The organism is Neobacillus rhizosphaerae (genome assembly GCF_937468385.1).
Lineage (GTDB): Bacteria > Bacillota > Bacilli > Bacillales > Cytobacillaceae > Neobacillus > Neobacillus rhizosphaerae.
Window position 1 is genome coordinate 73,175 of the sequence record NZ_CALBWS010000027.1, and the last position, 7,227, is coordinate 80,401.

The window sequence follows — 7,227 nt, forward strand, 5'->3', positions numbered from 1 at the left end:
AGGCAGCATTTAACCTCCCCTTTAGTGCCAGGCAATTAGCATGTTTTCATTTACCCTGAAAAAATCCGGCCAATAATCGATAAGCCGATAATAAATGCCACGATAAAGGCTAGCCATATTAACATTCGTTCCTGTTTTTTATAGATAAGGATCCCTCCTCTATGCCCAGTGTTCACACACCTCTATATCCTTCTTATTTATCGTTTCCCATTTAGTTCACAATATATTTAACTGCATACGAAGCAAGCTGTACTCTGTTTTCTAGACCGAGCTTTTCCAGTAGATTTTTGATGTGATTTTTCACCGTATTCTCGGCAATAAATAGGTTTTCGGCAATCTGCCGATTGGTTAAACCTTCTGAAACTAACAGAAGAATTTCTTTTTCTCTCGGCGTCAAAGAGCTATTCTTAGTGGTGTTTTGCAAATCGCGTTCTCGAAATTGATAGAGAAGCTTTCCAGCCAAGTCCCTAGTTGCCGAATTCGACCCATCAACAATCGAACGCAGATACTGAAGCCAATCATCCGGATCCATATTTTTCAATAAATAGCCCTGGGCTCCATACTGAATGCTAGTAAACAAATCACCTACATTATCAGAGACACTTAAAATAATCACTTTGATAAACGGATATTTTTCCTTGATGATTTTCGTTGCCTCTAAGCCGTCCAAAACCGGCATTTCAATATCGATTAATAAAATATCGGGTAGATGTTCACCGCACAGTTCAATGGCTTCCTTTCCATTCTTTGCTTGACCAACAATCGTAAAAAGGCTTTCTTCTTCAAGAATTTCCATAATAGCCTGCCTTGCATGGGGGTGATCATCAGCAATCAAAACTCGATATGGAACCATCATTTATCATTCCCTTTTACCGTTATTTTCGTCCCTTTATTTATCTCAGAGAAGATGTCAAGCATCGCATCCATTTTTTCGACTCGCTCTTTTAACATGATCAGACCGTATTGACTAGGCCTCCTGTCATTTTTCGAGAACCCTTTCCCATCATCTTCAATTTTCATTTCCCAGCCATGGGGAATCATCTGGACTAGTAAAACAGCCGTTTGTGCACCAGAGTGTTTTCGAATATTCGTAAATGCCTCCTGGATGATTCCGAAAATCTGAACTTCTTCTGAAGGATTAAAGTACCCCTCCGATAACTGGATGGTCACCTTTGTTTCAATCCCAGAAACCGTACTCCATTCATTCAGCCAATTCTCCACTCGTTTCGGAAAAGAAATCATCTCTAAAGGATTCACACGCAAATTATAAATCGCCTGCCTAACATTTGCGTCGATGGAATTGACAAGGCCGCTCGCTTCATTTATTTTTCCCTTTTTTAAATTCACCTTTAGTAAAAATAAGGTTTGTGCAATATTATCGTGTAATTCTTTTGCCAGCCGTTCTCTTTCTTCATAAACAGCGCGCATTTCCCGCTCCGTTGCCAGGCGATGGTTTTTTTCCTCCATCATTTTAAACATCCAGGAGGTAAACACATAGGAAATAACTAATGTTAATAAGATAATCAAGTAATTCCCTGTCTCCATTGACAAATTATGCAGTAATACACTATGCCGGATAAGTTCGAAGCTCCCAATGAGTAGCGGAGGTAATAAAATCGAGATTATTTTTAGTGTACGAAACGACATCCTAACCGCCTCTCTCCTAGCTGATAACTCCATTAAAGCATATCCGCCCCGATTATTCCTCTTTTTGACGATAGCGGCCCAGCAGCTCCACCATAAATTGTTTGGGATTCATATGGTCATTTTTGATTGCTTCTACGATCATTCCATTTTCCATAAAGACCACTTGGTCGGCCACCTCTGCGGCAACATCCATCATATGGGTCGAAAAAATGATTGTCGTCCCGCTCCGCTTTATTTTTTTCAGCAAATCAATAAATACATCTATCCAATACGGATCCAGCCCATTTGTCGGCTCATCCAGTATCAACACGGAGGGGCTGGCTAACCATGCTTGGCCAAATAAAAGCCTTTGACGCATCCCTTTTGATAAGTGTTTAATCATGTCATCCTTTTTGGTCGCTAACCCAAGAATTTGTATAACTTCCTTCACCCGGGATGGTGGTACCTTCCTAAACGTCCCATAAAAGGTTAAAAACTCGGTAACGGTCATTGTCTCTTGGGCAAAAAACTCATCCGGCATATAGCCGATTAACGAAACATACTGTTTTCGTTGATGATTGATATCAACCTCATCAATCATCACCGTACCACCACCTGGGGCAGAAATGCCGGCAATGATATGAAGTAAGGTACTTTTACCAGCACCGTTTCCCCCGCAAAGGACAATGCACTCACCGTCCTCAGCTTTTAATGAGAACGGATAAAGGGCCGTTTTTTGTTTAAATAGCTTGGAAACATTAATAATTTCGATCATAGAAATCTCCTTCTTCGTAGGCACAGAATGGAGAGGGAAAACAGAATCAATAGGTAAGCAATCATGTAGCCGATTAGAATGCTCCAGCCGGTGCCCGATTGAAATAGGTGAACAACCGCATCATATGACCCTCCAAAAATCGCACCGCTATCCCATTGAATGATTAAAAAGACACGTAAAAACTCGGCAGGATTTAAAACCATCGCGATTTTCATTAACGGGTCTATCAGCGGATAGGGAACGAGACCTAACAAGGCAATTAGCGCGGTCGGCCAAATCATGATTAAGAAGAACCAGATGGCAACAGACGTCATTAATGCCTTCCATCTTGTTGTCGCAACTGTTCCAAGGAAAAGGCCAAGAATCAAAAATACATAGATCAGCAGGAGCGAAAAGAGATAGATGCCAAGCAGCCATGGTAGCGATAGCTGGATGCCTGACAACAAACCAATTGCCATGCTGATCCCAAAGCTTAATGTGAATACAGTTGCTTGAGCGGTCATTAGCCCGGCCAATTTTCCAACTAGATAAGTGGGGATACTAACGGGATACGTACAGAGAAGATGCCACTGTCCGCTTTCCATTTCATTGGTAATCGAAAAGGAACCGATAATCATCATGAAAAGGGGCAGCAAATACAGAAGGATATTAACGATTGTTCCCGTTATATTCGTAAAGCTGGAAATACCGGTATTATTTCGTTCTAGTAAAAACAACAGGGAAAACACCAGCACCCAGAGGATTAAAAACAGGTAATAGGAACGCTGCCTCGTCATTGTCTTCCATTCAGAAAGCCATAAGTTTCTCATTTTTCATTTCCTTTCACGCAAAACGTATATGGCGTTCCAATCCACCATCGACTATGGAACGCCACTTCATGCAAAGAACCAACCTAGCATAAGAAAAGCGCAAGGCGCCCGCCTATCGGCGTATGGACTGGAGCGCTTCGACTGAGATAAAGGAAACACGGTGAGCGGAGCGAACCGATGTTGACTTATCGTAGGGAGAAGAGCGAAGTACACTAGCCGATGGCGCCTGGAGCTAGACAATTCTCAAAGTCGAAAATTTTATACTTTCTTATCTTTTAAAGAAAACTCGCCGATTGGCGAGCCCCTAAGGGCGAAGACAGAGGCGTGGTTGCACTTATGCCTGATAGAAAGTTTTACTTTCCTATCGGCCAAGAAAAGCGCAAGGCGCTCCGCCCCTTTTCCATACAAAAAGACAATCTGAAATGACTGTCTCTTTGCACTTATCTTCAATTCCGTCTAGTGGCTATCCTCGGAATGTTCCATATCCATTTTCATGCCATCTTTGCCGCCATCCATTTTCATTTTTTCCTTCATCTCTTTGACCATTTCTTCATTCTTTTCCCACGAATGATTAGAGAGTTTATCATAGGTTAAAAGGCTGCCACCATTTTTATCGATAAAACTTTGCGCATCTTTTTTATCTGTAAAAGAGATGACATTATAGGCCATAGGCGTTCTGATTGGTTTGTCATACACATAAGAGGCAGTTTCTGCTTCAATCCATTCCTTCGAGTCATAGTCCTTCACAAATGAATTAGCTATTTTTTTATCCTTATTTTCTTTCATCCATTTGTACATACAGCCGATATCATCAAATACCATAGATTTACCGTTTTCCAAGATAATTTCTGTTGCGAACTGATTGTTTTTCACAGCCATATGACAGATATCACATTTATCGGTTTTTTCATTGATCGCTACTGGTTTAATTTCTTTTTTTCCACAGCCGGCGATGACGAATAAGGATAGGATGGTTATCAGTAATGTTTTTAGTAATTTGTGTTTCATGTTTTTTTCCTCCCAAAATAGATTACAAGTAAACTGGCAAAAATCATTGCCAGGCATATGAACCAGAAGATGGTCCTTTGCTGTTCAGGTTGTATATGATTTTTTAACTCATTTTTCATTAACGGCTCTTTATCTGTTACCAGCAACTCTTCGGGGCTTTTTAGCATTTTTTGCAGTAACATCATCCCTGGATGCTGAAAGAATAGCTGATAGGGAGGTGTTTCCATTGTCAGATGAAGAAAGAAGGGGTCAGCACTGTAAGCCAGATTGCTCATTCCATCACCGTCCGTATCCAGCTTCAAAGCGGCATCCCAATAGTTTTTTTGAATCGTATTATCGGTTCCATCCGTCGCTTGAAAATCATTGACATTGCTGATAAAGGCATTGCCCTTGATTACATTTTTCTCGATTCTATTCATTTGTGCCCCAACAAAATTGGCCGAGAATTCGTTGCCTACCATTTTATTCCCACTCGAATCTTCGATAAACATCCCAACCCGGTTATCTGAAATCCGATTGTGACGAATCGTGGAATCGTGAACATCGAAGAGAAGCAGTCCTTGAGCGTTCACATTTTGGTTATTTTCAATCAGCTGATTATCCTCAAAGACGGAATGGTGGGTCCCCATTACCATCGCCCCTGTAAAATTGCGTGCAGATACATTCTTACTAGCGGTAATATTGTCAGAAAACATGACGTGCAGCCCGTACCTTGAATCGTTGATGGTATTGCCGCGAAAGGTGTTATAGTGGCTATTTTCCATATAAAATCCGTCTTGGACGTGATCAATCTGGATACCTTCAAAGGTATTATGATGGGATTCCCATAGATCAAAGCCGTTCGCCTTAGTCCTTCCAGTAATTGTGATAGCTCGGAAACGACTATTTTTAACCTCATCCAACTTCATACCCAAGTTGGAACCTTCTATCGTTATATCTTCAAGCTGATGTTGTTTTCCACTCAAATAAATGGCAGAAGAACTTTCCGCCTTTTGACAACCAACTATTTTGATATGTTTCAAGCTTACATTTTTACCGGTAATCGTCAGTGCAGGTTTAGAAGAACAGCTTTTAAAAATGGTCCCTTTTTCCCCCTCCAGGACAATGGGTCTTTTTAAAACAATTGCCTCGTCGTAAATACCTTCCTGCAACTTAAGTACAGCACCTTCGGGAAGAGCATTAATTTGTGACTGGAGCGATGCTTCTGCAAAAGCCTCCTTTCCTCCCAATAAACTAATCATCACCGCCATGAAAAATAGTTTCACTACCACTCTCATTCGTTTTATTTCCTTCCTAGAAAAACTTAAGTTATTTCATAGTTTAAGGGGTCGCAAGGTGTAACAAATAATAAAGTAAACGAATTCACCATTTTTTCATATGACTCGGAGGGGCTATTTTTCCATTTATAATTGACATTTTTGAGAAAAAAAAGAAGAAGAACCATGAACATGGCTCTTCTTCAGTCTGAGTATTTGAAATTCTATTATGCCCCTGCACTTTGAAAAACCTTTGACTGACCAACAACTCCCGTTTGAAGACTGCTCGTCTTTTGATCGAGGATGGCACTTATTACACCTAACATTGATTCCGGGTTATCCAGCTCTATTCCCTTCTGATAGGAATGGACGGCCTGCTCCCAGCAATTCATTTTGTCAGCATCCAGCAAAACATTGAGCAATTGTTTTTCCAATGGAAGTTTCTGATCAAGTTCAAATGCAAGCTCTTTGTCTTTTAAATAGTGTAAATTAATTTCCTCCTGACCTGGGAGCGTGGAATGAACAAAGATTGGAAGCTGTTTTTTTAATGCTTCACTTATTGTGACACCACCAGGTTTTGTCATAATAGCATCGACCGCTTCATAAATACTATTCATCTCGGTCCTTGATGAAAGATATGGTAATGGTTTAATATGCGCTAAATCCCATGAAAGAATTTCATCATATAGTTTACGATTTTTTCCGCAAAGAACTAGATAATCAATCTGCGTGGAGCGTTTTAACTCATCTGCTAGTTTTGCAATTCCGCCCAAGCCGCTATTTCCCCCGGCTATTAAAATTTTCGGGCGTTCGTTGTGTATTTTTTTCCTAACGTCTTTTTTGGTAATCCTTTCATGAATTGGAATACCAGTGACAAACAGCCGTTGTTTCGGAATTTGATACTTCGTAAGTAGATTTTCCTTTACCTGCTGACTTGGAAGAAAATGAACATCAATTCCCTCTCTTCCCCAAACACTATTAATAAAGAAATCAGTATAGACATTAATAACGGGGACGTCGCATTTCCCCTTCATTTTTAACCTGCTGATTAAATAAGAAGGAAAGGCATGAGTACAAACGAGCAAATCCGGTTTTTCTTCCGCTAGCAACTGCTCCATTTTTTTCAAAAAGAGCGGTTCATACCACATAAAGGAATGACCCTTTGTAGGTGGGACGTAAAAAAAGCTTTTGTATGCGAGTTTATAGGTTTCAGGTGCGTAGCGAATCCATTTTAAGTATCCATTGGTAATCATTTTTTCTAGCGATTTATTTGTATAACTTAACAAGTCAATTTTTTTAAAAATAATATCTTTTGTATGATTTATTAATAAATCCATAACTGCCTCAGCGACTTGATGATGTCCTGATTGCATTTGTAAGAGTGGTAAAAAAAGAATCTTTTTCATTTGTTCCATCTCCTGTTCTGATAGAAAATCGTTCATTGAAAAGGATGATTTCTAATTATCCATTTCCAATGTATCACTGTTTTCTTAAGAAACGCGGTTTTTAATGGATTTTTAATCTTACCTTCAGCATTTTTTTAAGAGTATTCTTTTAACAAAAACCCGAAAAAGGTGATATTATCCCCTTTAAGTAGACAGTGTAAAAAACCCATGTGTATAGCGTGGGTGATACACTAATACTTGGAGGGGATTTTTCTATGGCTAAAAAAGGACAACAATTTCAAAGGTATACAAATGAATTTAAATTAAATGCTGTAATGAAATATGTAACAGGATCTAAAAGTTATAAA

The 7,227-nt window shown here is 39.7% G+C and carries 7 protein-coding genes; all 7 read right to left on the reverse strand.

What is annotated here, in order from left to right:
- Positions 1-211: 211 nt before the first annotated feature.
- Positions 212-853: a response regulator gene (locus M5A78_RS18280; protein WP_248736727.1), complete on the reverse strand. Its 642-nt coding sequence runs from the start codon at positions 851-853 to the stop codon at positions 212-214.
- On the reverse strand, positions 853-1,647 hold the full coding sequence (locus M5A78_RS18285; RefSeq protein ID WP_248736719.1) for a sensor histidine kinase: 795 nt from the start codon (positions 1,645-1,647) through the stop codon (positions 853-855). The genes M5A78_RS18280 and M5A78_RS18285 overlap by 1 nt, the downstream gene beginning before the upstream one ends.
- A 52-nt stretch (positions 1,648-1,699) precedes the next feature.
- On the reverse strand, positions 1,700-2,407 hold the full coding sequence (locus tag M5A78_RS18290; protein ID WP_248736728.1) for an ABC transporter ATP-binding protein: 708 nt from the start codon (positions 2,405-2,407) through the stop codon (positions 1,700-1,702).
- Positions 2,398-3,210 (reverse strand): ABC transporter permease, encoded by an 813-nt coding sequence (locus M5A78_RS18295; RefSeq protein WP_248736720.1) that lies wholly within the window; start codon positions 3,208-3,210, stop codon positions 2,398-2,400. Before M5A78_RS18295 ends, M5A78_RS18290 begins: the two co-directional genes overlap by 10 nt.
- A 456-nt stretch (positions 3,211-3,666) precedes the next feature.
- The gene (locus M5A78_RS18300; RefSeq protein ID WP_248736721.1) at positions 3,667-4,218 is read right to left on the reverse strand and encodes a nitrous oxide reductase accessory protein NosL; all 552 of its coding nucleotides are present in this window, start codon (positions 4,216-4,218) and stop codon (positions 3,667-3,669) included.
- Positions 4,215-5,495: a right-handed parallel beta-helix repeat-containing protein gene (locus M5A78_RS18305; protein WP_248736722.1), complete on the reverse strand. Its 1,281-nt coding sequence runs from the start codon at positions 5,493-5,495 to the stop codon at positions 4,215-4,217. Before M5A78_RS18305 ends, M5A78_RS18300 begins: the two co-directional genes overlap by 4 nt.
- Positions 5,496-5,701: 206 nt before the next feature.
- Entirely contained in the window at positions 5,702-6,880 is a 1,179-nt protein-coding gene (locus M5A78_RS18310) for an MGDG synthase family glycosyltransferase (protein WP_248736723.1), read from the reverse strand.
- Positions 6,881-7,227: the final 347 nt, after the last annotated feature.

Bases quoted from the DNA above. Each gene is read 5' to 3' on its own strand.
- M5A78_RS18280 (WP_248736727.1), bottom strand. From the start codon at position 853: ATGGTTCCATATCGAGTTTTGATTGCTGATGATCACCCCCATGCAAGG.
- M5A78_RS18285 (WP_248736719.1), bottom strand. From the start codon at position 1,647: ATGTCGTTTCGTACACTAAAAATAATCTCGATTTTATTACCTCCGCTA.
- M5A78_RS18295 (WP_248736720.1), bottom strand. From the start codon at position 3,210: ATGAGAAACTTATGGCTTTCTGAATGGAAGACAATGACGAGGCAGCGT.
- M5A78_RS18300 (WP_248736721.1), bottom strand. From the start codon at position 4,218: ATGAAACACAAATTACTAAAAACATTACTGATAACCATCCTATCCTTA.
- M5A78_RS18305 (WP_248736722.1), bottom strand. From the start codon at position 5,495: ATGAGAGTGGTAGTGAAACTATTTTTCATGGCGGTGATGATTAGTTTA.
- M5A78_RS18310 (WP_248736723.1), bottom strand. From the start codon at position 6,880: ATGAAAAAGATTCTTTTTTTACCACTCTTACAAATGCAATCAGGACAT.